The following is a 24,989-nucleotide window of genomic DNA, read 5'->3' as shown; positions in this document are numbered from 1 at the left end:
AAGTGGTGCATTTGGGCGGTATGTTATTTCCCCCGATATATTTGTATCGTTTAGATTGCCGGACACAGTTATACCAAATAGGCGTATATTTTCCGGATAGATAAGGTCGTAACGGGTTTGGTCGAGAAGCTCAAGTCCATCGACTATGCTGACGTACTCTGGCGCGATATTTCCCGCTAACATACACAAGCTTGAGAACCGTCCTCCCCCGCGCTGGCTGCAACCAAAAGGTGCTCCTGGATTCAATGACATAAAAGGTACCTTACTATGATAATTTATATAGTAGAGACCGAATTCTGTATTATTCATCGTTTCAGAAATATAGCGCAGGGCGAGCCCAAATTGACCGCTATCACGAGCATTAGATTCTTTGCCGTAACGGGCTGCAGCTACAATGCCGTCTTCGCCATTTACACCTGGCACTAAATTGATCGGAATTCCAAGAGATTCAAGTTCACCTCTCAAGTCGACAATTGCGCCCCGGGTTCCCTTACCCAAAACATCAGTATCGTTAAGAAATCCTCCAGTAGGAATCAACTGATTGGCTTTCCACTCTAATCCATAGAATCCTTCTACGCTAACGCTGTCAGTTACCCCCACCTGGAAAGCCACCATATTCGTTGGTAAAAGCGATTCCTTCAGGCTGGCAGATGGCAGGACGATACGCCCCACATCGGCAGGATTTATGACATTCAGACCATCACTGTAATAAATACCTTCCCCCCAATTTAAGACTTGTCGCCCCAACCTCACATTAACAGGCATATCGTAGATTACGCGATTACTGTAAATGTAGGAATCCAACAATCTGGTACCGTGCCCAAGCCTGTTGCGCAAATCAGACGGGTATTTATTAGCAGTCTCTGTATTATGTGTGGCGAACTCTCCTCCACTCGGAGGCCTGTCCATCAACTGAGTGTCATACCAAGCGCTACCGCGTAAAAAGAGGCCATCGTCACCATACTTAACACTTAATTCAGACGTCAGTTTGAATTCACTGGCAACCAGTCCTCGAGCGTAGTATTCACTGCCATCATTGCTATTATCAAAAACATTTCTACCGTCACGTACGATACGTTGAGTTTTAGCTGTTCGAAACATAGCTGAATAGTCGAGAGTACTATCTAGTGACGCCTCCACCCCATCTGCCGGTATATCAATAGGAAACGCAGACCCCGCTAAGGGAACCCCGAGAGCACCAAGTGAGAAAAAGCATGTAAGAATTTTATTCATTATTATTCACTCAATTCAAGAAAAACTCCTGCGAACAAATAACAACATTGAAAGCTCTACAGTACTAGTAGAGTACCGGACAAATTACAGATAGTTTCGGACATCAGTGATTTCAGCAGACCTGATCATCCTGGCTGTCCGCCATACTGGTTTCACGAGTACGGAGCACTGCGTCATGGTCAAGGAAACACAACAATTAAATGATAGCCTCAATAATAGCCCCATCCCCAAAAAGCGAGCTATTTGCAATCCAGAAAAAAGAGCATCAAAAACAATCCATGACAGGATCTTGGGGCTACTCTGCAGTACGTCGATACAGTGTTATCACCGCAGCCTCAACATCACATCAAATAACACACTTATATGCATCAACAAGCGACTCCATCCTTATCAGGAACCGTTCGACCATATCATTACACGCCTGAATACCCTTACTACTCACTTCGCGGCTTAACGCATCGCAACCATCGACCAGACTATACTCCTGCAATGCCAATAACGCTCCTTTAAGTCGATGGATACGAGCTAGAAACCACTTGGTGTCGTTCATACGGAAAGCCATTAGCAGATCACTCTGTTCTTTCTTCCATCCAGCGACAAACAGTTCTTGCATTTCTTTATCAATGCAACCTTCTTCAGACGTGCCTTCAGAGACATGCTCATTCAAAAGGGTAGTTTTTAGTACATCATCAATTGCTGCTTTCAATTGATCCAACGTAATCGGTTTATACAGGATCTCATAAAAACCCAAGAACTTGGCCTGCGACATTGCCACAGTCTCAGCGGTAGTCACGACAACCGGGACATCAATATTACGTTGACGCAACTCTGCCAAGAGTGTTTGCCCATCCATGATCGGCATTCCCAGATCCGTAATTACAACGTCATAAACACCGGCTATACAAAGATCTAGCGCGGCTTTTCCATCAGGGACGATATCAACCTGCCAATAACCAAGCACCGCTAATTGATGCTTAATTAATGTTCGGTTTACAGGATCATCTTCAGCAACTAATAATTTCACATCCCCCCTATCGCGTCGTCTTCTCACAACAGTCGGTAAAGAAAAACCGATTTGCGTATCGACTTGGCCACATAATTCGAGCGCACGTTTTATGCTTGAAGCTGATAGCGACGTCAGATATAAAGAGTTACTCCGACGCTCCGGGGCAAGGGGACCATCACTCAGCAGTACCAGGCGATCCAAATAGGTGTGTTGGGCTTCAGCCCATGCGCCTGGTACGTCGTGGAGAGAAGTGGAGAAGACAATGACTGTTTTATTGTCACTCGCACTTACAGGATTCTCCGCCTCACCACTTATTAGATCTACTTCCGGCAGCCAGCAACGGATTAACTCCATAAGATTCGACCGCCAAGGCTGCGAGTCGCAAATGACGACAACTTTACTAAACGCAGGTCTAACAATCGAAGGGTCGGTTTGAGTGCCCTGCGCATAACGAGTGAGCGGTACAACAATATTAAATACCGATCCTTTACCCTCCTCGCTTTCCACCCATATATCTCCCCCCATCAGCGAAACTACTTTTTTACACAGTGCCAACCCTAATCCGGTGCCCCCATATTTACTGGCGATAGTATTATTAGCCTGGACAAATGGGTCAAATATTCTATTAAGCTGCAACGCCGGAATACCAATACCCGTATCACTCACTGAAAAAAGCACGCGAGGGTCAAGATCTGAAGATTTAAAAAGAGAGGCTTGTAAAGTGATGGACCCTTTATCCGTGAATTTACGAGCATTATTCAGCAAATTCATCAATAGCTGATTGATCCGATGTCCGTCGCCTAACCAAACGCCTCCAAGTCGAGGATCCACCAAGCAAAAGAAACGCAAATTACGTTCTAGCAGAAGAGGCATGAATGTTTGTGCACAGTGTTCAACCAATTCATCAACGCGGAAAGGTGTTTCATTCAAACATAATTCACCTGCCTCGATTTTTGATAAATCGAGTATGTCATTTATTAACAGCAGCAGCGTGTCAAACGCTCTCCGAATAGTTGAGACCCGCTCTTGTTGCCGACCTGTCAGGTGATCAATGGCTAGCAGTTCCAGATTTCCCAAAGCACCATGCAGAGGGGTGCGAATCTCATGGCTCATTGTTGCAAGAAACATTGACTTCGATTGGTTAGCCTGGTCTGCCATCTCACGAGCGTGTTCCAACAGTCGTAGTGTTGCCTTTTGATCGCTTATATCTATTAGACCAAGTACAACGACCTCACGCTGTTGATACCTGGCGCGAGCATATGCAATCGACACCTCACGCTTAACCCCGCTGGTTGTTGTCAATAATGTCTCGGCCCGCTTAACAACACCTATTTCATTCGGAGAGTCAAGAAAGCTTTCCTCAGCAATCAGGAATATATTCTTATCCAGATAACCGAATTCTCTGCTTGTTTCATCCATCGAACCAAGAAGTTCTCGAGCGACGTCATTCTGCATGACTATCACATTTGAACCAGACTCATAAACTATGAGCCCGACGGGGGCAGTCGCTAAAATAACACGATTGAAAGCTTCACCCTCATAGACTTGTTTGGATCGTATTTGCAAAGGAACAAGGATTTTATAATCAAATAAAAAAATCAATACCCACAACACACCGATTGAAATAATGCTCAACACCAATATATATATCAACGACTCTCTGACGTCCCAAATCAAAGTACACCAATCAACCACATAAACGGCCAGCCACTCGGGCCCTGCTACTCGTTGATAAACATATAACTCGCCGCCAGCAAAGTGAACATTTACGTGTGGATTTTGAGGAATATCACCGCTCTCCAGGCGTGGCAGCTCATATACAGGCTGAGCCTCCCCATAAGTCCTGATTATTTCAGGCATCATTCTGGCGTAATACCTTTCTTGTTTATCAAGAAGCGGCAAATCGAAAATCTGTCTCAAATCACGCGATAAAACAAAAAAACGGTATATAGGACGTCCATTTTGAAATAGTGCACCAAATCGATCGAAAGGAATTTCAACCACCATGACAGCTATTCGTTTATCCCTTTCATAAATTGGAACAGCAAACTGCGACACCCACTGTCCAGTGATAGGCGAACGAAGCGGATCCAGCCACACCACTCGGCGTTCATATAACTCACTTGACGAAATCTTATCAATTTGACGTTCAATATCAGCAACTGATTGCTCAATATATTTTAGCGCTCCTTCACCGCGAACCAACTGACTTTTTTCCTCTGACAAGGACGGCCAACTGGCTAGAAAACGATGGTCCGTTGAATAGATAAACGCCCCCATTCCATAGTAGTTATTACGCAATTGAAAGCGCAGCGGAGTATTCATAAGAGCAATTGTCATTTGCAATCGATCTGCAAACTTTATATCGTCATCTGCTGAAACTAAAGACGACACTAAAGTCATCAACATCTGCGTAGATCCAGCAAGTGTTGTAAATACTTCACCATTCTCCGAAAGCAGATTTCGATAGCGTGTAGCGCTCATCACATCGTATCTGGGATGTTCTTTGTGCAGTTCATAACTCTTAACGCTAACGATTAGACTTTTATAATATGCATCTCGAAAAACCTTGATTGGCTCTTGCTCGTCATTAAACTCATGCTCTACTTCGCGAGCAGCATCGACTATCTTGATAGTAGCTATTGCCAGCGTCACGCCAAGAATAGCAAGTGTTATTGCAACACCCACCCCCACCAACAAATGACGATGATAAAAGCTCGGAAAGTCTCGATTAGTATCTTTCTTTCGGGATAACCAGCGCCAAGATTTTATTCTCTTCTCGCTCATCGCTCAGTCCTTTTTTCCAGGAACTGCTAAAATATTTCTTTAGATGCGTTTATTAGCCCAACATCGTTAATCACGCCAAGTTTTATCATAGCTTTCTTTTTTTGGGTACTAATGGTCTTGATGCTTCGATTAGTGTGGCGAGCGATCTCAGTTACAGACATACCCCGAGAAAACAAACGTACGACTTCGAGTTCGCGCACCGTCAGCTGCATGCTAGATACAGTAGATGCCGAAAGCTTACTACTCATTACGTGCTTCAGTAGCATTTGAGAAGTGTTTGGGTCTAGATATCTTTCGCCATCCAATACCCGATATACTACTGAGACCAAATTATGCAGTTCACAACTGGCTTTACTTAAAAAGCCGATCACTCCCAATTGCAAGGCTTTCTGCACAATCACCAAATCGTCATGGGCCGTCAAGACAATGATACTCAGATCCGGGTACAATCTTCGGATGCGTTCGAGTAAAAGTATACCGTCCGGCTGATCAGGTGCGTCAAATGAATAATCACAAATCAGGATATTACAGGTTATTTTATCAAGTGTACTGAAAAGCTCACTTACGGACGTTGCACTACCGACAACTTTAAGACCAGAATCTTCTTCTAATATTTTCTTTATACCCAATACTACGACTGGGTGATCATCGGCTACTACGATATTTATCAGAGATGTTTTTTGATTCATAATCGATCACCTGACGGCCCGAAAACCAGTGCTAGTATAGCATTCGATTAGCTTGCAGGATTTCCTCCCGCAAGCCCTTTGAGTTTCAATCGACCAAGTTAGCGAACTCGCTGTGCAACAACCTGCTCTTGTGACCCCATGGGAATACACGGAGCACTAATTCGCTCGAACCGACTTGCATGTACCTTTGTTTGGTCAGGAGCTAACGCATATGTCACCCGACATTGCTGTGCCTGGCTCTCTCCCCATTTGACTAGAAGCACGCCAGTATCTTTGAGCCCCCTGACCATCAAGCGTCCTCCCTGCCCAACAACACCGACCACGGCACCTTCTGAAGATAGTACCTCGGTACCAAACGGTACACTCGCGCCTGTCGAAAATTGCAGATCGATGACCAATGCCCGACCTTTCACTGTTTCAAATTTGGCAGTGACAACAGCTCCGGCTGTAGGTACTACGCTTCGAGTAGTTGAGGTGAATTCGACATCGTCCGGGATTTTACTAGGATCGATGTCCAAGGTATTTCGACGGTAAGGAGTCAGATAAGGGACAACGGCGTACCCCCGTTCATCTACCTTGACCCCCGGCTGCGAAGTGATCGATGCACCCACTGCAGCTGGAGCCTCGATTACTCCAAACGTTTCGCTAACCTGTTGCCCGAAAGTGACCCCTCCGGGGTGAAGCACCACGGAGCCGGAAACGCCCAATGATGCCTGATTGTACCCAGTACCTGAGCCTATGGACGCATTGAGAGTCCCCATGCCGCCTCTATAATTACCATAGGTACTGATAGATTTTTGCTCTTGTTCATTTTTGCTCGAACTGACTCCCCAGTCGTACTCGTTATTATTGCCACCAGAACCGTTAATTCCTCCCTGCAATCCAGTACCCCTTTTATTAAGCGTGACACTAGAGGACGCGCTTGTCCGACCACCTAGGGGAATGTTGAACGTAACAGCCATTTGGTCATCGTGCTCACCGAATTGATCGGTCGAACGCATGGCGGAGATGGAGTAGTTAAAGTATCGCGTACTACCACTATACCCAATCTGATACTGTACAGATTGCCCCTTCTGGTTCCAGTAATCACTTAGTATTCCGTTAAAGTATATTGATCCATTATCGCCAAGCGCTTGACTAAGCGTTGTTTGAAAGGTGCTACGCTGACGAGAAGGTTTATACTCTGAGTAGCGTTCTGGCTGCTCAAAAAAACGCGTTGATAGATCACTGTCAATAATATCAAACTCATTGTATCTGTATTTGTATTTCTCATTCTTGTTATCCAGCACCTGCATTGCATCGGCTAGATTATAAAATCCGCTCGTGGAATAACGATAGGCAGCAATCGACACTGAACTGCCGGTTTCCGGCAAGGTTTTACTAAAGGAAATGCGCGCGCTTTCGCCGTTCGATCGACCCTTTTTCCCTTCCGGGTCGACTTGAGTTTGAGCGTGAGTTACGTCAAGTCCAAAAGCACCCAGGCCGGTATTCATCGCAATACCAACCAACGGAGCGGTATATCCCTCCGCCGCCAATATCCCTGTATATCCTGTAAAAGTGTTGTTTAGTCCACGCTCGTAAGTCAATTGTCCGACCAAACGTTTGCTGCTCGAATCGAAACCATTTCGATATTGTCCCAATGCAGCACTATATCGTTGCGCACCTGGACGTAGCATTCTTACAACTGAGGCATAAGGAACACGAAATTTACGTTCTTGACCATCAGCTTCGGTCACGCTTACTTCTAAATCGCCGCCGTATCCCGATGGATACAAATCATTTATTTCAAAAGGTCCTGGCGCTACCGTAGTTTCATAAACCACATAGCCGTTCTGAGTAATTTTTACTTTGGCGTTGCTGTTTGCTTGCCCTCGAACGACAGGTGCATAACCACTCAATGAATCAGGCAACATACGTTCGTCGCTAGCAATCTGTACGCCACGCATGGAAAACGAATCGAACAAACTACCATTTGTAGAAAAGTCGCCCAACGTCAGTTGCGATTCAAGTTTCTGAACTTCCCGTTGAATATAAGAGTTTCTATTCTGCCAACGACGAGTACTACCATTCCAGTCCAAATTTGATTCCGACCTTAGTCGCCATCCGGCAATATTCAAACCCGCCGTCAATCCCAAGTAATTCTGCAGACCCGCTTTTTGGGTACTGCTGTAGAAACTACCGTAGTTATAGCTAAGCATCCCGGCGTCAACACCACTATTCCATTGCGAGGGATCGACATAACCTTGAACACTCCTTCGAAGAAAAGTCTGAGGAACACTGAGCAGTAATCGTTGGTCGCCGTCTTCATAACGTACAGAAGACGACTCTACTTTACCAACGAGATCAATACATGCTTTCCGATCCTTGATATCTAGCCCTGGAATCTTGAGCAAGTCCAACCCGGCACGATCCAGCAATTCAGCACGCAGACAAGGCTTAGCACTCGATCGCTCTTGGTCTGCGTAAAACTCGACCTCCTCGCGACCGACTGCAGTCTGGTTGACTACAACATCCACCTGATACTTGCCAGGCTCAATATAGTTACCTGAAGAAAATCTATGTAACTCAAGGGCTGAGCCACCACCTTTGAGAAAGCTTGAATCAAACTCGTACTCTTCCGCCGCCCATACAAGGCGCATAGAAGCCGAGCATAACATTAACAACAAAGAGAGAAAAAGCACCCTCACCCTGTTGTGGGCGATGAATAAATACATAAAGCTTTCCATAAAATATCGATGAATATACGAAGGGCGCGTACACTTAAAACGCCGATAAAATGAATACCAGTTAGAACTAAAACTTTAACGTTGAGCGACCGACACGTAACGCACCGTAATCATCAACATTTGTGTATTCAATTTGAGTATTTTCTGAAGGGCGAGTACCGAGAACAACGTCTAGCTGTTGCCCAGGGGCAATCATTCCTTCGCCGACCTTGGTAGCAATACCTTTTTCCACAATGGAAATATCACTCATGGATACGTGATAAGCGCTTGGATTACTACAGTTTAGTATCCAGCCTCGTTTATCTTGCTTAAGAGACCAGATCAACTTTGAAGGCGCTTCGTCTGCGCTTCCGCTTAACCCTTTAGGCCGGAAAAAAACTTTAATTCGAGTGCGGAACGCCAGTTGAATAGAGTTACTATCTTGAGCGGTAGTATTTTTTGGCGGAATTTCTAAAACATTAAGATAGAAAACCGACTCATGCTTATCCGGAAGAGGCTCCCCCGTGTACACCAATCGCAGGGTATGCCCCTGCCCGGACTCGACACGCGTCAATGCTGGCATCAATAAAAATGGAGTCTTGACTAAACTTGGATCCTGATTCACTTCTCCATTATCAATCCAGGATTGAAGGATCACAGGCAAACTGCCGACATTGCTGACTTTTATATTAGCCTCGCGCTCATCAGCGCTATAGACAACACGACTGCTATTTAAAATTACTGAAGCAAACGAAAACTGCGTGAGCAAAAAACAAGAAAAAACCGCTAAAATAATATTGCGAAACACATAAAACACAGCAGCACACTCCTCTGCAAAGCAAGAAGGGAGGCATCGCCTCCCTTTTGAGAGCGATCAAGGATAAGCAAGAGTATAAGTAACGTTACTATTCGCAGCGCCTGCAGTAGCAGTACCGGTAGCGTAGTAACCGACAAGGTAACTTAGAGTGGCCTTACCATCTTTGACATTTGCGCCTTTCACAGTAGAGTTGTCGCCAATTTTGATAACCGTATTGTCAGCGTTTCGCAACTGCAACTGTACATTACCCGCCGAGTTGCCGCCGGATGCCGCAATAAGATTCAATCGACCAGATTCAACGTCCGTTGTGCTACCAACTTCAAATCCAGCCTTGATACCGTTGGCATATTTACTATCGCAACCGGTCACATTAATAGTAAACGATTTGAAGCCACCGCTGCTTCCAGCTGCTGCGAGAGAACTCGTGCTGATTTTGTCCAGGGCAACAGTTGCATTAGAACCCGCACTACTTACAGAGCAAGTATTACTTACAACCTCACCAGTGATATCGACCTTTCCATCATAAGCAAAGGCGGAAAAAGAAAACCCTCCAGCAATAGTAGCGAGCATCAGTGGATACAAACCAAACTTCTTCTTCATATTCATGAATCCAGTCCCGTACACCTGCAACGCAGGTAATTATGTTAACAATCTGCCGACTAGCAGATCTTGCCCCCCTAACTTGGGGACGGGACAATGATGAGATTATCGCTGCGACATTTCTAGAACTGAAATTCTTATTATCAGCAAGCCTGGCATCCTATTTCTTTATAGGATTTATCCTACTTCAGTGCTTTCTGGTGGATTTTGAAGCAGGTGACTACCTTGCCTATTAAGGTCTGATATCAGCCGAAACACAGTAATAACTACAAAATACTCCGGCGCCCCACGAAAATTTTGATCCCGTTCTGGACGCGCCCCTGCCTGCCAGCCCGGATTTTTTCTCAACCCGACGGCCGTACCCTTCCCAGGTGCGAGCAGTTTTTTGTTCAGATACCGCCACGCAGTAGCCGCCGGCATGCATCTCCATCACCCGCCTCAGCTTACCGCTCAGACACCAAAGAGCGCCCTGATCGGTTTCCTGGACTCACTTCTCCCGGGATGGCGGGTGCTCCATCCCATATTTAGATGGCCGAGCCGGACGCCAAAGCGCCAAGCCGGCCGAAACGGGGAGCTGTTTTCTGTTGCATGGTCGACTAGCTGAATCCGGGCCTTTTGGGGATTGCTGATGATTACTGCCAATAGCCTCCCAAGAATCGGAGCCACTGATGAAATACGTGAAAAGATTCAAACAGCCAACATCTACAAAGATCAGAATAACTAAGCTTTTACCTTATCGCAAAGTAAGAAAATTCCTAATGAAAAATAAGACAACAAGCAATAGACCTCACTGTCTAATCTTACGAGACTGGTGCTAATTATTTCATACACGCCTGCAGCCGGCTGCTTACTTTAGATCATGATCACACTATCGATAAAAATACGCACTATAACAATGTCTATTTTGGCGTTGTTGATAGTCGCCCCTCAAATGGCTAATGCGGATGCGTGTAAATGGGCCAACTCTAACCAGGCTGCTCAGACAATAAATTTTTCTCTTCCAGGTCCGAATATCACCATCCCTAGGGATACAGCAGTTGGAACCGTTGTAGCGAGTTCTGGCCCTATGCCCATGCCTGCAAGTGCATCCATTACCTGCATTAATGGAAATTATGGGTTGAGTTATATTTCATCTCAACCAAGCACCTCTGCGCAACCAAGTCCCGTAGGTAATACAGGCCTGGGATTGTTGGTGAAATATAACGACGGAGGAATTCTACTCTACCCATCACCTCTCAACGCCACGGTTGGATTCAATAATAAAACCTTCACATTGCAAGTCATAAAAACAGCTGAAACCATTGCCACCAATGCCGAAATTCCTGCAGGGGTGTTTGCATCAATTAAAGCGGATGGCGTCACCCCTATAACTTTCAGCATACTGAACTCGATAAAAATTATAAATCCAACTTGCACGATCGATGAACTGCAGACGATTTCGATGGGAAAACAAAAAATTGTAGATTTCAAAGGAATAAACAGCCACTCATTAAAAATTCCATTTAATATTTCTCTTCGCAACTGCCCTGCTTCAGCGCATGGAATGTCAATCCAATTTGACCCAACGACTGACACTCAAGATGGCTTCACTGGTTCCTTAAGCAATAGTTCTACTGCCAAGGGTATCGGAGTTCAACTCTTTGCAGGAAACAACGATACACCGTTGAAGTTGAGAACCTCATATCCGATCGCTAGCAAGGTCGAGGCAAACTCCAATCTTACCGTACCGTTTAAAGTTGCATATACCCAAACGCTTCCGGAAATTTCGGCAGGCAATGCCAATACATCGTTCACATTCACAATTAATTATCAGTAGCCCATCAACAACAAACACTAAACTTTTTAAAGCTAAATTCAACGCAGTTCCTCTAACCGACCTTTATGCTGCCTACACCCTAAATAGGAAATACTCGGGGAGTAAAGCAACATCAGTAGCTAATTTTACCTAGAGACGGGATGCTCGACGGTACTCCACTTATCGAGCACCACTGTATATGCACTCATTAAACGTTCTCGTGATATCCGAAAACAGTTACAGCGATGATAAAATCTCCAGCCTATTATCTCATGCACTCCCGAACTGCACTTATCGGGAAGTAGATTCTCAATCTGCCTTGGACTTTATCAATCAAAAGCAGTGGGATTTCATAATCGCACCACTCAAAGCGAATGGTATAACCGGACTACAGGTAATCGATGCTTTGGCCTCTCAGGTCATGACCTGTCTGACTCGAATTCTGCTCACTCATAGCAATGACGCGCATGTGGAAGCAGCAGTCAGGGACTACGCGTGGTTTAAAGGCATCGGCATCCGGCTTACTCCTGGTCCACCTCAGATACTTGATGTCATAGAGCTCTCAAACCTCAAGCACCCACCAACGGCCAAGCACAGAAACAGTTTTATATTTCCAACGCTCAACGAGGAATTGGTCAAATCGTGTTTAGAGCAAATAGCTCCATATTTCCAGCCCCAGCACCGCGTTTCTGATAAGGCACTTTATGGGGCTGAAGTTCTCGCTCGATGGTTGCACCCCGTCCACGGGGTTCTATCCCCCTCTCATTTCCTTGAGAGTTTCAATTCTTCGGAAGCACGTTCCAATCTCTGGAAACGCATGCTTGAGCAAACCTTAGCAGCACTACGCGCACTAAATACATCATCTCTGACGTTTGCATTGAACGTTACGCCAGATGTTGCAAATACTCTTGCCTGGGCAGAGAACCTGGTCCAGAGCGTAGTCAATGCAAACCTCAAACCAAATCAATTGAGCATTGAGGTCACCGAGCAAATCTGTGAACTGGAAGAGCCTGCTCTGGCAGGAGTTATTGGACACCTGCGACTGACCGGTTTCAACTGCGCAATTGATGATTTTGGAACGGGTACGTCCTCACTACAACGCTTGGCGAGAACCCCATTTAGTACTTTAAAAATTGATAAATGCTGTATTCGTTCGGCGCGTACAAGTTTTTTGGCCCAGAAAATATTGCTATACACTATCAATTTGGCTCATGATTTAGGGTTGTCTGTTGTCGCCGAAGGTATAGAGACAGAAGAGGATTTTGATCGAATAGCAAACCTAGGCTGTGATATAGGACAAGGGTATTACTTTGCCCCGCCTATGCCATTCGACCAGTTTTTCACTTACGCGTCTTAAGCTCGATGCATTGGTCTTCCACTCTCTGCTCGTAATTTGGATACGACTGCGGTGCGTATCGCATCTGAGCGTGGAGACGGCGCGGCGGTGGAGAAGCTAATAAAGCGACGGCGGAACCTCGACGCGACGTTGAAGTATGCTTAATCGAAATTCAGATACTTAGCTGATCACGGTACCTTTCGGGCCACTGGCAATCAGCGCCGCCCCACAGGCGGTTTTCATACCGTCCAGCGCGATGGATGTGCCGTCCACGGTGTAAGTGCTGCTGCCCTCGGCAATCGGGAAAATCCCTTTGCACAGGGGGCAGGGTCTTTACTTATAAACCGACCAACGCTTGGGTCGTAATACCGATGCCTGTTGTAATGCAGCCCCGTCTCATGATCGTGATACTGCCCCTGGAACCGTATCGGATTCGTCACACCATGCTGCCGCCCCCATTCTGAACGCTGTTCCGTCACCAGCCCCCACGCCTTGCACTGCGCGGTCCACGCCATGTTGCCGTGCGAGTCCGTCAGTTCCTGCGGCGTTCCCAAGTGATCGCACTGGTACCAGGCCAACGCATCAAACGGTAATACCGTTGCCTTGCGATTCCAAACCGGGTCTTCATCGAGGCTGTATACACCGCTGTAATCCGGTAGCCCAATCAGATTGATCGGCGCATGCCGTACAACCTGCGCAACTGGGACAAAAGTGCCCGGCTCGAAAACATAGTGCACCGTTCGTCCCGGCTCGCCATCGCTTTGCGCCGGGCTGCTTTCCCAAGCGAGGTTGTCGCCATCCCAGCCGCACAAGGTAAAGCCGCAGCCGAATTCGCGCTGCTTGCGGGCGTGTTCGTTTCTGTTCCAGAGGGAACCTGCTTCAGGCCGCTGTTTGTAGTGGGCGCGGGAGTTTTTGTGTAGGCGGCGTCCCAGTGCGTCGTAGGCGAAATCCACGCTCATGCGCGGGTCCTCAAAATGCACCAGTCGATCAAACAGGTCCCTGCGCATATCGGAGCGCTAGTCCTGAGTCCTGCTGATAGGCCACGGGCGCCAGTTTCGGGAGCACCGTCTGGTCATCGCCGAAGGTCAGTTTGTGGCCGCTGGCGGTGTGCTGGAAGTGGTAGTGAATCCCCTCCTCTTCGCACAGGCGCTGGATGAAATCCAGGTCCGATTCGTCGTACTGCACGCAGTAGATGCGCTCGGGGTAAATCGCACTGAGTTGGAAGTGATAATCGCTGGCGAGGATGCCGTGTTCTTCCAGGACCTTGCTGATGATCTGCTGCACGGTCATCTGCTGGAAGATGCGCTGGTTGACCCGATGCGCAAGGTACGCCAGTTGCGGGCGCAGGGAGATCTTGTAGCGGGTCAGGCGCTTGCCCGCCTCGCCCTGGGCGATGCTGTAGACCAGCCCGTGAATGCCAGTGCCGCTCGGCGACAGCTGAAGAAACGCCAGTTTGTGCAGCACGCTTTCGAGGTTGATCGAGGCCTTTTCACTGACCAGTTCCAGCTCGAATTCGAACGGCGTGTTGAAGGCCTCACGACCGGTGAACGACAGCACCTGGAAATCGCTGTCCGCGCCGTCGATGGTCAGTTTGAAATGGGGCTGGATGGCCGGTGAGAACATTCCCTTGTTCCTCGCGCAGTGCTGCGACGCGCGACAGCCCTCAAGAGGCTATTGGCAAAAAATTCTTTGAAAGTGAGTGCGCCCCGACTAGCGAAACCGGCCGGGGCGGTACAACCATCAGCCGTAATTAAACGACTGGAGCACGCCAGTCATCGGAACCCGAAGTACCGGATACTTCATGGGTCTAGGTGATTTTGCGGTAGGTGAACTGCACTTCTTCCAGGTGAGTGAAGTGCGCGTTGCCTGGATCCTGGCAGTTATGCATTTTGTTGTTGATGGCGGCGATGATCGCGTCTTCCAGTTTGGTAGTGTAGTAGTGCTCTTGAGTACCTTGAGCAGAAGTGCGGTACCACTGGATAACGATTTCGCCACAACACATCAACGGTTAAAACTCTGATATAGCCAGACCAAGTCAGCACTTCAGCACGGCCGAAAATCAGAGGCGCTCCCTTTCCGAAATCATGAAAAATCGCAACCCAAGCTTGGCCCGAAGGAGCCATATTTTTTATCTTCCAAGACAGTACGGGACTGCCTGCTTTCCCCTCGCTTATGAGATCTTCAAGATGCGATCTATCCGCTATGCCAAAGGCTTAACGGCGACTCATACTGTAGGTCTTTGACATATCGACCTCACCAACGACTTTTGAAGGAGGCAATCCACATGGGGCTGACGAAAACTAATCAGGATTTGCGCCGTGATCTAAAAAGCGCTGCACTAGCACTCGAAGACGCAGCCCAAGACATGTTCAGAAAGGCCAAACAGTACGGTGAGGCCGAGTTGCTTGCAGCCATGCGGAAAATTGAGGCGCTGCATATCGAGGCGGATCGGTTGACTCAATACGCAGACGAAGTGAAGGCCGGCAAGATTTTGCGTACACCGTCAGAGTAATGCCCAGCAGACAACTGCAGAGATACTCCTCTTTCTCAGAGAGCAGGTATCGATCACTCTCTTCAAATATCCCTCAACAAAAAAGGCCCTCTCGAGCCCTTTTGCGCTTACACCAAAATCACTTCGTCAGCCAGGACTCAACAGTCGCGGAGCCGTGTTCTGCTTTCCAATCCTTCAGCGTTTTATGATTGCCGCCTTTAGTTTCGACGACTTCACCAGTGTGAGGATTCTTGTAAACCTTAACGGCGCGAGGCTTTCGGGTACCTTTTGTCTCTGCGGCTACTGGAGCCCGGCGGCTAGAGGACTGTGGGTCGAGAATCGCAACGATGTTGCGCAAGCTGTAGCCGTATTCACCCAGAAGACCACGGAGCTTTTGCTCAAACTCAATCTCGCGTTTCAGACCATCGTCGTTTTTGAGTGACTCAAGCTCAGCCAACTGAGCTGCAAGCTGTTGTTCAAGGGCGCGAAATTCAGCAAGACGGGACATGTAATACCTCCAGTAAGTAGTGGCGGCATTATAGCGCTGACAAAGGTAAACAGGTAATTGTACTACCTCTCAGTAAAGCGGTTTTACTAAGTCGTCCTAAGCGATGCAGCGATGATACGGCTCGTTGATTTCTAGTCAATAAATCGCCTCAGACGCCATAGATCCTCCCGACCGCTTTGGGCCTAGAGTGTGTAAAAACGCCTCCGCGAACCCTTGCTATGATTTCTGAGGATTTCATCGCAGAGATCGCCCATGAAGCGCTTTATCCAAGGCGAACATCGAGGCCAAGGCACCTTACTTCCCGAGCGCCTCGACGACTACGTCAGCGATACCAATCCGGTGCGCGTAGTCGACGTCTTTGTCGACGAACTCGACCTGGTCAATCTGGGTTTTGAAGGTGCCATTCCAGCTGATACTGGCCGGCCGGCTTACCACCCCGCGATCCTGCTGAAGATCTACATCTACGGCTATCTCAACCGCATCCAGTCGAGCCGACGTTTGGAGCGAGAAGCCCAGCGCAACGTCGAACTGATGTGGTTGACCGGCGTTTGATGCCGGACTTCAAGACCATCGCCAACTTCCGAAAAGACAACAGCAAAGCCATCCGAGGCGTCTGCCGCCAGTTCGTCGTGTTGTGTCAGCAGTTGGGACTGTTCGGAGAACATCTGGTTGCGATCGATGGCAGCAAGTTCAAAGCCGTCAACAACCGCGACCGCAATTTCACCAGCGCCAAACTGAAGCGGCGCATGGAAGAAATTGAATCGAGTATCAACCGTTACCTAGCGGCACTCGATGCTGCCGATCGGCAAGAACCCATAGCTTCCGAGCCCAGTGCCGGGCGGCTGGAAGAGAAAATCGCCAAGCTCAAATGAAGGAGCTTCAAGCGATCGAAATCCAGCTCAATGAATCGCCGGATAAACAGGTCTCACTGATCGATCCAGACGCCCGTTCCATGATGACGCGCGGCACAGGAATCGTCGGCTACAACGTGCAGACAGCGGTCGATACTCAGCACCATTTGATCGTTGCACATGAGGTGACCAACGTCGGTTCCGACCGGGATCAACTCAGCTCAATGGCCAAGCAGGCCCGCGAGGCGATGGCGTCAGATACGTTGTCGGTAGTGGCTGACCGAGGTTACTTCAAAAGCGAACAAATCCTTGGCTTGTCACGATGCCGGTATCACCGCCTATGTGCCCAAACCGATGACCTCTGGAGCCAAGGCTGACGGGCGTTTCAGTAACGATGCCTTCATCTATGACGCGGCAAAAAACGAATACATTTGCCCGGCTGGCGAGGCGCTGGTCTGGCACTACTCCTACGTTGAAAAGGCCTGACGTTGCACCGTTACTGGAGTTCGAAATGCCAGAGCTGCACGTTGAAGTCGCAATGCACCCCGAGCACGGAACGACGAGTTCGACGCTGGGAGCATGAAGCTGTATTGGAGGAAATGCAGCTTAGGCTGAGCAAGGCACCGGAGATGATGCGCGTCCGAAAACGGACTGTTGAGCATCCCTTCGGGACGCTCAAACAATGGATGGGTGCAACGCACTTCCTGACACGAAAGCTGGCTGGGGTGAGCGCGGAGATGAGCTTGAATGTGCTCGCCTACAATTTGAAACGGGTCATGAAAATCATTGGTGCTAACGGTTTAATGAAGGCGCTGTCGGCATGAAAAAGGCTGGTTTTGGCCCATTCCAGAGGCTGTAAAAACAACGTTACGTGTTCCAGGTCGCGACCGGTGCGACTCGAAGCATTGACCGTGTGATCGCTCAGCCAACGAACGTCAATGGCTCAAGACGATCAGGTTATGAGCGTTTTTACACACTCTGGGCCGATTGCAGCCGGTCAAAACGACCGTTCTCGGCACGTCAGCAGGTGCGGATTTTACGTAGAAGCGCGATTCTCAGTCCGGGCTTGAGTACCTGTCGCGCTGAAAAACGTTTTTTTCACAGCCTCGGCCAGAAGCGGACATCGGCAAGCGACCGCTGCCGGCCAAAAAGATATGGTCAGTTCAGTAACCACTGTTGACTAAAAAACGCCAATCCAACGTGTCACGATTCGGTCATGCTGCCATTGTGCTATCCATCAGGCGGCCAGGTTCGCTAGGATTGGCCGTACCAGTACGGATTCCGGCGAGGAATCTGCAGGCCCAATGAGGAGCATCCACTGTCCTCCGGCACTCAGAGCTATTCCAAGGACTATGCGGAATTGATCAACTTTCATACCGAACTCCCCGCAGATAGGGATCTATTCCCCGGCGGCAGCCACGACAAGGTCGCTACAGCGATGCACAGCTACATCATGGCGCCTAGTTCCTCTCAGGTGATAGGCCTGGACGGAGAGTTTGGTTCGGGAAAAAGCTCAATATTGACGATGCTTGGGTCGAAGCTGAAGGCTTCCGATGATAGCTACCGTGTTTGGTTGTTTGACTGCGAGCAAAACTATCAAGGCTCCACCAAAAGCAATTTCATCGAACTGTTTACCGAGCAGTTGCTGAAGGATGTAAAAGCCGGCAGCGTTGAGGCCGAGTCTTTGGCTAACAGCCGAGATGTTGCCCTCGGGCGTGAATTCGAATACACCAAAATCACCACCAGCCATGCAAGTGCTTGGGCTCTTGCACTGCTCGCAAGCTTGTTCTTTTCCACCAGCGCATTCAAGGAAATATTCAAGCTTACAAAGCCTGCTGCCGAGACACTTGCACAACCCGCGGTTGAGGTTTCAAGCACACTGCTGCTGGTTAACTGGGCCGCCTTGTTAAGTCCTGTTTTAGTCCTGTTATTTGCGTGGCTATTCAATCGAAAGAAGAAGGTAGGTAAAACCAACAAAAAATGGAGCCTGCTTAGTCTATTCAAAGGTTCAAGCGAGGATACGATCAATGAAAAGATTGAAACCGCTAAGGAAGTGACGCCGCTTGATTTGAAGCGAACCTTGTCTTATCAGCTCACCCAAGTAACTGCACAGCACTATGTAGTCATCCTGGATAACCTTGACAGGTTGCCTAAAGATAACCTTCGTAGCGTTTGGAGTGACTTGGAAATCTTCACCTCGGTGGCGTCGGCTGAAAACCTGACCGTGGTCGTGCCATTTTGCTCGAATAAAGTTGCGGCCTATCTTGGTGCCGATGCGGATCGCAAATACGATTCGCGAGACTTCATCGCCAAGAAATTCCCAGTTGTTTTCCGCGCACCGCCTGTTATCACTTCCGGATGGAAGGACGGCTTCAAGAAGCTTTGGGGTCACACCTTCCCGGCCGCGGACGCTCAGTTGGCAGAGCAGTGCGCGCAGCTGCTCCATCGGCACAGCCCAATGGCCAATGGCCTGGTCACCCCCAGGCTGCAGAAGAAGTACATAAACGATATTGCTACCACCGCTTTGGTGGTAGGCGAGCAGATAAACTTAGTATGTATTGCGGCACATATTCTACTTTGCAGATACAACGAAGTGCCTATGGAGGAAATTCTCAGGCGAGACGGGATTTCTCCGGCATTCAAAGCTGAAAACAAAGTCGATGATACGACCGCGGCTAAGTATGCTCACACGCAGGCATTGTTAGGAGTCTTGTGCGGTGAGGGGATGGAAGAGGGCTGGCAGATACAGCTGCTTCAGATCCACTTCCTGACAACCAGCAAAATTGCGATTGCCGAACTGATCGATGAACCTATGCTGAATGCCATAGCCTCGGGCGACGAAAACAAGTTGTTCTCACTGACCTCGCTTTTTGGCTTTGCCGACGCTTTTAAGCGTTATTTGGCTACCAACCCGACATTGTCGGTTCTGCTGCCAATCATCAGTGCAGCGCATGCCAAGCATGGCGGAGAATGGGTGGGAAGTCTCATGATGCAGCTCAATGCCGAGCGTTTAGAGGTGCTTCCCAAGCAGAGCAGGGGTAATGCCGTTTTCTATCAGTCCGTTGAGAAGTGTATCGAATTGGGTCTTGATCGCGGATTGATCACCGCGCATGGTAAGAGTCTTTTAGACTCGATCAATGTACGCATCGGCAAGCCATATGAAGAGGCGGAATTTGCTGTGCTTAAGGCAGACCTTGTCGAATACGATTCGTATCTGAACGGGGTTGGTGAGACATTCGACGGAATGGTCTTGGACCGAGTCGAATACGTTATGCACCTACTGCCGGCCATCAATGAGATGAAAATCATTCGGGCCATCGACTTCGCGCCGAGCGAGAAGGCCTATCCGAACGCCAATCTGCAATTGGTGAGTACAGACGAACATGCACTCACTGCTTCGCCGTTGGACAGTGATCAGGTAGGCCCCGCACTCGTTTGGGTTTACAGGCATCGAAAAGTGTCCGAAGGGGTCGTTGGGGGGATCAGCGCGGCGGATGTAGCGGTGATCGCCACGCTTTGTGATGGCGGATCAGAAGACGCAGCGGTGGTGTGCCTCGCACTTGTAGAGACGATCGACTCTACCGTGTTGACTACCTTGGCATCGCTGCTATCCAGCGATCCTACAGAGACTGTCCGCGCAGTAGCAGCTATCGTGTACATGCGCGAGACGGACCCCGCAACACTCGCAACGATTCCGAATCTGGATCAAGTCTTTGGTTCCGAGCTGTTCTGGGCGCTTGGGAATGCGACATTGAAATGCACAGATATCTTGCCGCTGGTAACCAGCGAGGTGGCCGATATCATTGCGCCGTACATTGCCAAACTTATCAAGGAGAGAAGCTTTTCGCGGCTACCCGTACCGTGGATTATGAAAAACTTCACTACATTGACCGACGTGGTCGAACCTGCTGGAGTAAGCGCGGATGAGGTTCTGTCGTGGTTCGAAAGCTGGGATCTGCGTACAGATCAGGGCTTGAAACAGCTCCACGAAGTGGATCTGAACTTCCTCGATTTGGCTTTAGCGACCGGCGACGAAAGCTTCAAGAATTTCAAAACCTTCGCCTTCAGACTGGTTGATTCTCCGAGTCAAACCGAGGAACAGTGGTGTACGGTGATCGGTCAGGCATTGCCTCAAATGACTAAGATCCTTCAGGCGACGGCGGCCCGAGGGATGAAACTTTCCGGAGCCTCCACAATCGCCGACAGCATCGTGGCTTCGCTTAATCACTATGTCGGTGGTGAAGTTGAGTTTGAGTTGGACAGTGCTACGATAGCTCTTCTCCAGGCGATGATCGAGGTCTTGGATACACCGTTGAAACACGTCGTCGGCGCACGCCTTCGTTCGCTCTTCTATTCCGACCCAAAGCAAATCGATCGACTAATTTCTGTGCTTCAAAGCTTTGCTTCGCTTATTCAGGACATTCAACCTACCAATGTCGACGAAGCATCCCGGTTGATCAGGATTTTAGAAAAAGTGGGAAGTACTCCGGCTTCAGCGGATAAAGTGGCGCTGTTCCTGGACAGCAAAGCCGATCAAATTGGAGCGTATCGATACTCCAAGGAACTTCGCGAGGCTATGGTATCGGTGGTAGCCGAGCTGAAAACTCAGTCCCCTCGGCTGTACAAGAAATTTGCATCCAAGAAGTGGTTCGCGTCCTTATTCAAGACCAAGGATAGCGAGGAGACCACAAACGAGAAATGAGGAATAAGGACAGCGGCGACAAAAATTCGTAACAGGGCGGGGGAGCGCGATATGGTTCAGAGCGGCGCCCAGAACCCCAGGACCCTGGATCTTCCCTAGCTTGGCAGACATGTGAAATGACCGCTTTGGCCGGCAGCGGTCGCTTGCCGATGTCCGCTTTTGGCCGAGGCTGTGTAAAAACGTTTTTCAGCGCGACAGGTACTCAAGCCCGGACTGAGAATCGCGCTTCTACGTAAAATCCGCACCTGCTGACGTGCCGAGAAATTTCAGATTCGACGTAACCGCGCACACTCCAATTTTGGCGAATCGTTTTTACACACGCTGGGCCGTTAGCTGCCTCTCCTGGCCGTTTACGACCGTTCAAGCTACCTGTAGTGGTCTAATGAAACCGGACACCCATTTAGGCGAGAATGCTCGCCAGATCGAGGTGTCAGATGACCAAACAACGCCGTTCCTTCTCTGCTGAATTCAAACGCGAGGCTGCCGACCTCGTGCTCAAGCAAAACTACAGCTACATCGAAGCCAGCCGTTCACTCGGCGTCGGCGAGTCGGCCCTGCACCGGTGGGTCGATCAGGTTCAGCAGGAGCGCCAAGGCGTCACTCCGCAGAGCAAAGCGCTGACCCCGGAACAGCAAAAAACCCAGGAGCTTGAAGCCCGGATTGCCCGGCTTGAGCGAGAGAAATCCATACTAAAAAGGCTACCGCGCTCTTCATGTCGGAAGATCACAAGCGTTCGCGCTGATTGACCAGTTGAGCGCCCATGAGCCGGTTGATTGGCTGTGCAATGTGTTTGACGTCACCCGCTCGTGTTACTACGCCCAGCGCCTGCGGCGCCGCACGCCCGATGTAGAACGGCTTCGATTGCGTAGTCGCGTCAGTGAACTGTTCTCGCAAAGCCGCAGCGCTGCTGGCAGTCGCAGAATCTTGTCGTTGATGCGTGAAGACGGTGAGCTACTTGGTCGATTCAAAGTGCGCAGCTTGATGCGCGAGCTTGATTTAGTTAGCAAACAACCTGGCTCTCACGCTTACAAACGGGCAACAGTGGAAAGACTCGATATCCCGAATACGTTGAACCGTGAATTCGATGTACCAGCCCCCAATCAAGTCTGGTGCGGCGATATCACCTACATTTGGGCGCAAGGAAAATGGCATTACCCGGCTGTCATACTGGATTTTTGTGCACGTCGAATTGTGAGTTGGGCACTGTCGGAAAAGCCAGACGCTGAACTGGTGATCAAGGCGCTGGATATGGCCTACGAAAAACGTGGCCGGCCTTCGGGTCTGCTGTTCCACTCGGATCAAGGATCGGAATATGCAAGTCGGTTATTTCGCCAACGTTTGTGGCGATACCGCATACGTCAGAGCATGAGCCGGCGAGGAAACTGCTGGGATAACGCACCGATGGAGCGCGTATTCCGCAGCTTGAAAACAGAATGGATACCGACCGTGGGCTACATGACATCTCAAGAAGCGCACCGCGACATCAGTCATTACCTGATGCATCGGTGCAACTGGATTAGACCGCACCAATTCAACAACTGATTGGCCCCAGCTCAGGCCGAGAAAAAACTCAACGTCGTGTCCGGCATTAGTTGACCACTACACCCCGCCTTTGATGCGCGAACTTTGTCGATTGCAATCGTTGCTATACCAGTTTCGTCGTCACTCATGATTGGCTTGATGCATCCCGTCTATCGTCCTGATTTCATACGCCCGGCTAGTCGTCTTAGCATCATCGACCGATCTGATGGGACTGGTTCCAAGTCCCGTTGGCTTGGTATCGACAATACCACGCAGTGTGGTGGTAGATCACAAGCAGGAGCTTACCTGTCCCGCATCATCCAGCAGGTGCAGGAAAATCACATCCAGCAGCAACGCCCAAGCTATCGTCTCAAGCTATTCACCCAGCATCCTAGCTAGGGTCGATCCTTCAAGTGTCCAGCACTTTCGCCTCAGGATGCTTTTGAGCAATTCGAAGCTGGCTTCGATGTGCGGCGGATAGCGCCGGCGTGGGAGTTCGTTTTCCTTGAGGATTGAGGATCACTACCTCCAAACATTCGCAGCCGTCATGGCCTAAACTCCACATCAGACGAACGCTCAAAGGAGGGGGGTGCCATGGAATGGCGATCGCAGATTGGCACTCACTCACTCGTTCCACGCGTAATACTTGAAAAAAGTTAGATTAGGTAAGTGACTGATTTATGGAAGATAAAATACATTTAACAGTTAGCAAGGCTCCGGAAGGATCGAGTACAGCCATTTGCCCTTGCGGCAGCGGCAATCTGCTGGATGCCTGCTGCGGCCATTATCACGCCGGCCATCCGGCACCGTGCGCCGAAGCCCTGATGCGTTCGCGCTACAGCGCCTATGTGCTGGGCCTGATCGATTATCTGGTGGCCACCACCCTGCCCGCCCAACAGACCGGGCTCGATCGGCAGTCGATCAGCGCCTGGAGTGCTTCGAGCACCTGGCTGGGCCTCGACGTCGAAAGTTCGGAAGTCTTCGGCGGTCAGCCGGAACACGCCTTCGTCACCTTCACCGCACGCTGGCACGACAGTCAGGGCGAGCACAGCCATCGCGAGCGTTCCGCGTTCGTTCAGAACGGCGGGCGCTGGTATTTCATCGACCCGACCGTACAGCTCAAGCTCGGTCGTAACGATGCCTGCCCCTGCGCCAGCGGGCAGAAGTTCAAGAAGTGTTGCGCGGGCTATTTCGGCGCGTGAGGTGAGTGGCGACTAGACTGGGCGCAAAAGGGAGTTCTGCGATGGTCCGTTGGCACACATTCAAGACCCTCACGCTGCTGCTGTTTCTGGGGCTCGGCGGCTGCGCCTCATGGTTCGCCGACGACACCCTCGACCCCGCCGTGCACCTGGTGAAGGTCGAAGTGGTGCGGGCCAAACTGCTGGAGCAGAAATTCATCCTGCACTTTCGCATCGACAACCCTAACGACAGCGAGCTGACCGTGCGCGGCCTGGAATACCGCGTGCACCTGGCCGACATGCTGCTGGCCGAGGGCGAGCATGAGCACTGGATCACCGTCGGCGCCAGGAGCAGTGCCTTCTACAAAGTGCCGATCCGCACCAACCTGTGGCCGAGGGTCAAGGACGTGGTGAAAATGCTGAAGAATCCGCACCAGCAGGTTCCCTACCGCCTGCAGGGCGAGATGGAAACCGGTTTATTCATCGCTCACTACGTGCACCTGGAACGCAATGGCGTGATAATCCCCGCCGATTTGATTACGGAGTGACCCCGATGACCCAGCAACCTCATGTCCATGGCCCTGACTGCAACCACGATCATGACCATCACCATCATGATCACGACCATGGCCATGTCCACGGCCCGCACTGCGGCCACGCCCACCAGGAGCCGGTGCGCAACGCCCTGAAGGACGTCGGCCGCAACGACCCTTGCCCGTGCGGCAACGGCAAGAAATTCAAGAAGTGCCACGGCGCTTGATGGTTCAGGC

15 protein-coding genes and 5 pseudogenes are annotated in these 24,989 nt (G+C 49.7%); 9 read left to right on the top strand and 11 right to left on the bottom strand.

Annotated elements, in window-relative coordinates:
* From ACK6BI_RS22165 to ACK6BI_RS22140, 6 genes are all read right to left on the bottom strand, one after another.
* Positions 1 to 1,233: DUF1302 domain-containing protein (locus ACK6BI_RS22165; protein WP_409318725.1), on the bottom strand; the 1,233-nt coding region annotated here is incomplete at its 3' end.
* Positions 1,234 to 1,579: 346 nt separating this feature from the next.
* Positions 1,580 to 5,026, bottom strand: coding sequence for an ATP-binding protein (locus tag ACK6BI_RS22160; RefSeq protein WP_409318724.1), 3,447 nt, complete (start codon positions 5,024 to 5,026; stop codon positions 1,580 to 1,582).
* A gap of 26 nt (positions 5,027 to 5,052) precedes the next feature.
* Positions 5,053 to 5,715, bottom strand: a complete 663-nt coding sequence (locus tag ACK6BI_RS22155; RefSeq protein ID WP_409318723.1) for a response regulator — start codon at positions 5,713 to 5,715, stop codon at positions 5,053 to 5,055.
* Between the two features lie 98 nt (positions 5,716 to 5,813).
* Positions 5,814 to 8,429 carry a fimbria/pilus outer membrane usher protein gene (locus ACK6BI_RS22150; protein ID WP_409318722.1) on the bottom strand — a complete coding sequence of 872 codons (2,616 nt, stop codon included), beginning with the start codon at positions 8,427 to 8,429 and terminating at the stop codon, positions 5,814 to 5,816.
* A gap of 79 nt (positions 8,430 to 8,508) precedes the next feature.
* Complete coding sequence (locus ACK6BI_RS22145; protein ID WP_409318721.1) at positions 8,509 to 9,237, bottom strand: molecular chaperone; 729 nt, start codon at positions 9,235 to 9,237, stop codon at positions 8,509 to 8,511.
* A gap of 57 nt (positions 9,238 to 9,294) precedes the next feature.
* Positions 9,295 to 9,843: a fimbrial protein gene (locus ACK6BI_RS22140; RefSeq protein ID WP_409318720.1), complete on the bottom strand. Its 549-nt coding sequence runs from the start codon at positions 9,841 to 9,843 to the stop codon at positions 9,295 to 9,297.
* A gap of 889 nt (positions 9,844 to 10,732) precedes the next feature.
* On the opposite strand from ACK6BI_RS22140, the gene ACK6BI_RS22135 reads away from it, so the two are divergent.
* Positions 10,733 to 11,653: a fimbrial protein gene (locus ACK6BI_RS22135; protein WP_409318719.1), complete on the top strand. Its 921-nt coding sequence runs from the start codon at positions 10,733 to 10,735 to the stop codon at positions 11,651 to 11,653.
* A gap of 178 nt (positions 11,654 to 11,831) precedes the next feature.
* Positions 11,832 to 12,989 carry an EAL domain-containing protein gene (locus ACK6BI_RS22130; RefSeq protein ID WP_409318718.1) on the top strand — a complete coding sequence of 386 codons (1,158 nt, stop codon included), beginning with the start codon at positions 11,832 to 11,834 and terminating at the stop codon, positions 12,987 to 12,989.
* 159 nt (positions 12,990 to 13,148) lie between these two features.
* On the opposite strand, the pseudogene ACK6BI_RS22125 reads toward ACK6BI_RS22130, so the two are convergent.
* The 4 pseudogenes from ACK6BI_RS22125 to tssD all read right to left on the bottom strand — a co-directional run.
* Positions 13,149 to 13,295, bottom strand: a pseudogene (locus ACK6BI_RS22125) (PAAR domain-containing protein); the annotation flags it as partial.
* Between the two features lie 38 nt (positions 13,296 to 13,333).
* Positions 13,334 to 13,927 (bottom strand): annotated as a pseudogene (locus ACK6BI_RS22120) (RHS repeat domain-containing protein); the annotation flags it as partial.
* 31 nt (positions 13,928 to 13,958) lie between these two features.
* Positions 13,959 to 14,591, bottom strand: a pseudogene (gene tssI / locus ACK6BI_RS22115) (type VI secretion system tip protein TssI/VgrG); the annotation flags it as partial.
* A gap of 184 nt (positions 14,592 to 14,775) precedes the next feature.
* A pseudogene (gene tssD / locus ACK6BI_RS22110) lies at positions 14,776 to 14,958 on the bottom strand (type VI secretion system tube protein TssD); the annotation flags it as partial.
* Between the two features lie 294 nt (positions 14,959 to 15,252).
* Between tssD and ACK6BI_RS22105 the strand changes: the two are divergent.
* Positions 15,253 to 15,480: a hypothetical protein gene (locus ACK6BI_RS22105; protein ID WP_409318717.1), complete on the top strand. Its 228-nt coding sequence runs from the start codon at positions 15,253 to 15,255 to the stop codon at positions 15,478 to 15,480.
* A gap of 118 nt (positions 15,481 to 15,598) precedes the next feature.
* Here ACK6BI_RS22105 and ACK6BI_RS22100 read toward each other — a convergent pair whose 3' ends face one another.
* Positions 15,599 to 15,967: a histone-like nucleoid-structuring protein, MvaT/MvaU family gene (locus ACK6BI_RS22100; protein ID WP_346610536.1), complete on the bottom strand. Its 369-nt coding sequence runs from the start codon at positions 15,965 to 15,967 to the stop codon at positions 15,599 to 15,601.
* A gap of 252 nt (positions 15,968 to 16,219) precedes the next feature.
* Here ACK6BI_RS22100 and ACK6BI_RS22095 point away from each other — a divergent pair.
* The 6 genes and pseudogenes from ACK6BI_RS22095 (at position 16,220) to ACK6BI_RS22070 (ending at position 24,979) form a co-directional block, all read left to right on the top strand.
* Positions 16,220 to 17,642, top strand: a pseudogene (locus tag ACK6BI_RS22095) (IS1182 family transposase).
* 536 nt (positions 17,643 to 18,178) lie between these two features.
* Positions 18,179 to 21,520 (top strand): P-loop NTPase fold protein, encoded by a 3,342-nt coding sequence (locus tag ACK6BI_RS22090; protein ID WP_409318716.1) that lies wholly within the window; start codon positions 18,179 to 18,181, stop codon positions 21,518 to 21,520.
* 434 nt (positions 21,521 to 21,954) lie between these two features.
* A protein-coding gene (locus tag ACK6BI_RS22085) for an IS3 family transposase (RefSeq protein ID WP_409318715.1) occupies positions 21,955 to 23,062 on the top strand; the annotation gives its coding sequence in 2 pieces (ribosomal slippage) (positions 21,955 to 22,214 and positions 22,213 to 23,062; 1,110 coding nt in all).
* Positions 23,063 to 23,721: 659 nt separating this feature from the next.
* On the top strand, positions 23,722 to 24,243 hold the full coding sequence (locus tag ACK6BI_RS22080) for a YchJ family protein (protein WP_409318714.1): 522 nt from the start codon (positions 23,722 to 23,724) through the stop codon (positions 24,241 to 24,243).
* 41 nt (positions 24,244 to 24,284) lie between these two features.
* The gene (locus ACK6BI_RS22075; RefSeq protein WP_409318713.1) at positions 24,285 to 24,767 is read left to right on the top strand and encodes an LEA type 2 family protein; all 483 of its coding nucleotides are present in this window, start codon (positions 24,285 to 24,287) and stop codon (positions 24,765 to 24,767) included.
* Positions 24,768 to 24,772: 5 nt separating this feature from the next.
* Positions 24,773 to 24,979 carry an SEC-C metal-binding domain-containing protein gene (locus tag ACK6BI_RS22070; RefSeq protein WP_065261929.1) on the top strand — a complete coding sequence of 69 codons (207 nt, stop codon included), beginning with the start codon at positions 24,773 to 24,775 and terminating at the stop codon, positions 24,977 to 24,979.
* Positions 24,980 to 24,989: the final 10 nt, after the last annotated feature.

Origin of the sequence: Pseudomonas sp. KCJK9016 (assembly GCF_046231795.1) — a bacterium.
Classification (GTDB): Bacteria; Pseudomonadota; Gammaproteobacteria; order Pseudomonadales; family Pseudomonadaceae; genus Aquipseudomonas; species Aquipseudomonas bananamidigenes.
Note: the sequence above shows the minus strand (reverse complement) of the source record. Positions and strands in the feature narration are given on the sequence as shown.

What these genes read in the sequence shown, in the direction of transcription:
- ACK6BI_RS22075 (WP_409318713.1), top strand. Translation starts at nt 24,285, where the DNA reads ATGGTCCGTTGGCACACATTCAAGACCCTCACGCTGCTGCTGTTTCTG.
- ACK6BI_RS22130 (WP_409318718.1), top strand. Translation starts at nt 11,832, where the DNA reads ATGCACTCATTAAACGTTCTCGTGATATCCGAAAACAGTTACAGCGAT.
- ACK6BI_RS22140 (WP_409318720.1), bottom strand. Translation starts at nt 9,843, where the DNA reads ATGAATATGAAGAAGAAGTTTGGTTTGTATCCACTGATGCTCGCTACT.
- ACK6BI_RS22155 (WP_409318723.1), bottom strand. Translation starts at nt 5,715, where the DNA reads ATGAATCAAAAAACATCTCTGATAAATATCGTAGTAGCCGATGATCAC.
- ACK6BI_RS22080 (WP_409318714.1), top strand. Translation starts at nt 23,722, where the DNA reads ATGGAAGATAAAATACATTTAACAGTTAGCAAGGCTCCGGAAGGATCG.
- ACK6BI_RS22105 (WP_409318717.1), top strand. Translation starts at nt 15,253, where the DNA reads ATGGGGCTGACGAAAACTAATCAGGATTTGCGCCGTGATCTAAAAAGC.
- ACK6BI_RS22150 (WP_409318722.1), bottom strand. Translation starts at nt 8,429, where the DNA reads ATGTATTTATTCATCGCCCACAACAGGGTGAGGGTGCTTTTTCTCTCT.
- ACK6BI_RS22135 (WP_409318719.1), top strand. Translation starts at nt 10,733, where the DNA reads ATGTCTATTTTGGCGTTGTTGATAGTCGCCCCTCAAATGGCTAATGCG.
- ACK6BI_RS22160 (WP_409318724.1), bottom strand. Translation starts at nt 5,026, where the DNA reads ATGAGCGAGAAGAGAATAAAATCTTGGCGCTGGTTATCCCGAAAGAAA.
- ACK6BI_RS22070 (WP_065261929.1), top strand. Translation starts at nt 24,773, where the DNA reads ATGACCCAGCAACCTCATGTCCATGGCCCTGACTGCAACCACGATCAT.
- ACK6BI_RS22100 (WP_346610536.1), bottom strand. Translation starts at nt 15,967, where the DNA reads ATGTCCCGTCTTGCTGAATTTCGCGCCCTTGAACAACAGCTTGCAGCT.